This window comes from Kitasatospora sp. NPDC032150 (genome assembly GCF_055579945.1).
The window spans coordinates 1-2,272 of record NZ_JBVIMH010000099.1 but is presented as its reverse complement, the minus strand read 5'-3'; the positions used below and the strand labels follow the sequence as shown (position 1 = coordinate 2,272).

Below are 2,272 nucleotides of genomic sequence, written 5' to 3'. Positions count from 1 at the left end.
GGTGATGTCGGTGCGGCCTCGCCTCGCGTGTTGCTGGAGGAGGTCGGTGACGTCCGGGTTGAATCGCAGCATGGTCACCGGGGCGTTGAAGCGCCTGGCGATGGCGATGAGTCGGGCACGCGCTTGCGGGGTGACGTTCGTGGACTCGGCGACTGCGCTGTGTCCGGTAGTGAGCCTGGCGACGATCCTGCGGTCGCGTTCCTCGAAGATCTGTGCGTCCGCCGCGTCGTAGTCCGCTTCGGGGGGTGTTTCTGCGGGGTAGCACTAGGAGGTGGCGGCGACGCGGCTGGATTCCCGTGCGGCGCTGCGCATGCAGCTGGCGAAGAGAGCGAAGCCGGTCCCCATGGTCGAGTGGAGTGCGAGCAGGGTGTGCCAGGCGACTCTGATCTCCGGAATCTCTTCGGGGTCCTGGACGGCTCGGCGCAGCGCGGTGTCCACGAGGAAGGAGAAGCTGGTCGGAGAGTCTGGGGGTACCGGGGCGCACCACTGTCGGTCGGCTTCGATGGCTGCGGTCAGAAGCTCTTCGAAGTAGCCGTTCTGGAGCGTGCTGGCTAGTGTCTGGGCCAGCTGGCTGCCGACCTTGAGATGGAGCGGTCGGTCTCTGGGAGGGCCGTAGTGGTCCCGCAGCAGGTCGGCCAGGTCGTCGCGGAACCGCCGGGGGTTGAGTGTGTCCATGGGCTCAGCAATCCACGCTAGGCGGGTCAGTGTGTCCGCGACCCGCCGGGGGAGGCGGAAGTCGGACTATCGGTTGGCGGTCGTGCTTACCCGGGCGGGCAAGCGCCTCGGTCACTGCGGGGCGCCGGGTGTGATGACGAGGCTCTTGATCAGTGACACTGTGTGCGCAGGGGTCAGGCGGCCGTGCTCGGACCCGACCGACCAGCACAGCATGATGAGCAGCTGGAGCACGGCGGTGTGCCGGTCGTCGGCGGGTGCCTCTTGCCAGACCAGGTGCGCGGCCTGCCTGCCGAAGCTGCGGTGCCGGGCCTGGAGTTCGAGGACCAGGGCGGTGACCGCGTCGGGCGTGGTTCTGGCGATCTGCCGCAGGCGGTCCACGCCGGCCTCTTCGGGAAGGCCGTAGACGGGGCGGGAGGAGAGCGGTCCGAGGCATACCAGCGCCGCGTCCCACAGTGCGTGGTCGCTGCGGCGCTCCAGCTCGGCCAGTAGCAGCTGCCCGTGCTCTGGTTCGCCGGTGCGGACGGTGGCGTCGGCGGCCTCGTAGACCAGGTCCTCGACGGGCAGCTGGGTCACGGTGTCCGGTGCCAGGGAGGTGGCCGGGTGCTGATCGCTCACGGTGCGACCGTACTGCGCGGCTGGTGGTGGGGCGGGGGTGGTGGCCGCGGCGTCAGCGGTGGCGATGGTCGTTCGGAGCGAGTCTGGGGCCGAAGCGCGGGGCACGGGCACCGGTGAGGCGGATGAGTCGGCACACGCGGTGGCGGTGCGGGGCGAAGGGGGTGAGCAGTTCCAGCATCTGTTCGTCGCTGGACCGGGCCCGGCCGGCCAGGCAGTATCCGTGGCGAGGTGGAAGTCGCCGATGGAGACGGCGTCGGTTCCGTAGACCCGCCCTCTCATCAGCGCCTCGTCGTCCATGCCGTCAGCATCCCAGCTACCTGCGGCACTCCGGCATCGACCGTTCGCGGGCTCCGACCCGAGCACCGTGAGTGCGTGTCGGCGCGGGTGGGCAGCGCCGCCCGATGCGGCGCTGCCCGTGGCTCAGTCGATGGAGAAGTCGGCTCGGATGAGGCTGGCCAGGTCGCCGTCGCCAGAGTGGCCCTGCGCACCCGCGAGTCGCTGGCGGTGATCCGGGTTCGCGACGACACGATCACTTTTCCGACTGCCGCTGCGTTCGTGTGAGCCATGAGCTGGGCTATTGCGTTGCGTTCATGTCCACGACGCCAGCGGCGTGCCCTTTTTGATCGCTGGCCTGCTGGTGCCGGGAGCCGGGACACAGCACCACGGCCGCGCTCCGCTCGGCTGGCCTGCCGATCACCGTCGAGACGCCCCGCTCCCGCCGCTGACCGGAAGCCCCTGGCGCCTGCCCGGAACAAAAGCACGGGCCCGTACGCCGTCGCGGCGTACGGGGCCCGGAAGTGTCGTGTCAGCAGCCGGTCAGGCGCGGGGCGAGGTAGGGCTTCACCTGTTCGAGGGAGACGCGCTCCTGCGCCATGGTGTCGCGCTCACGGATGGTGACCGCATTGTCCTCGAGGGTGTCGAAGTCGACGGTGACGCAGAACGGCGTGCCGATCTCGTCCTGGCGGCGGTAGCGCTTGCCGAT

General features: G+C 69.8%; 3 protein-coding genes and 1 pseudogene. All 4 read right to left on the bottom strand.

What is annotated here, in order from left to right; all coding sequences use genetic code 11:
- Positions 1-228: pseudogene (locus tag ACZ5ON_RS35940) on the bottom strand (AAA family ATPase); the annotation flags it as partial.
- A gap of 36 nt (positions 229-264) precedes the next feature.
- Positions 265-675, bottom strand: a complete 411-nt coding sequence (locus ACZ5ON_RS35935) for a hypothetical protein (RefSeq protein ID WP_465601810.1) — start codon at positions 673-675, stop codon at positions 265-267.
- A gap of 111 nt (positions 676-786) precedes the next feature.
- Positions 787-1,290 (bottom strand): hypothetical protein, encoded by a 504-nt coding sequence (locus ACZ5ON_RS35930; protein WP_465601807.1) that lies wholly within the window; start codon positions 1,288-1,290, stop codon positions 787-789.
- A gap of 805 nt (positions 1,291-2,095) precedes the next feature.
- On the bottom strand, positions 2,096-2,272 hold a 177-nt coding region (locus ACZ5ON_RS35925), incomplete at its 5' end, for a His/Gly/Thr/Pro-type tRNA ligase C-terminal domain-containing protein (protein WP_465601812.1).

Bases quoted from the DNA above. Each gene is read 5' to 3' on its own strand.
- ACZ5ON_RS35935 (WP_465601810.1), bottom strand. From the start codon at position 675: ATGGACACACTCAACCCCCGGCGGTTCCGCGACGACCTGGCCGACCTG.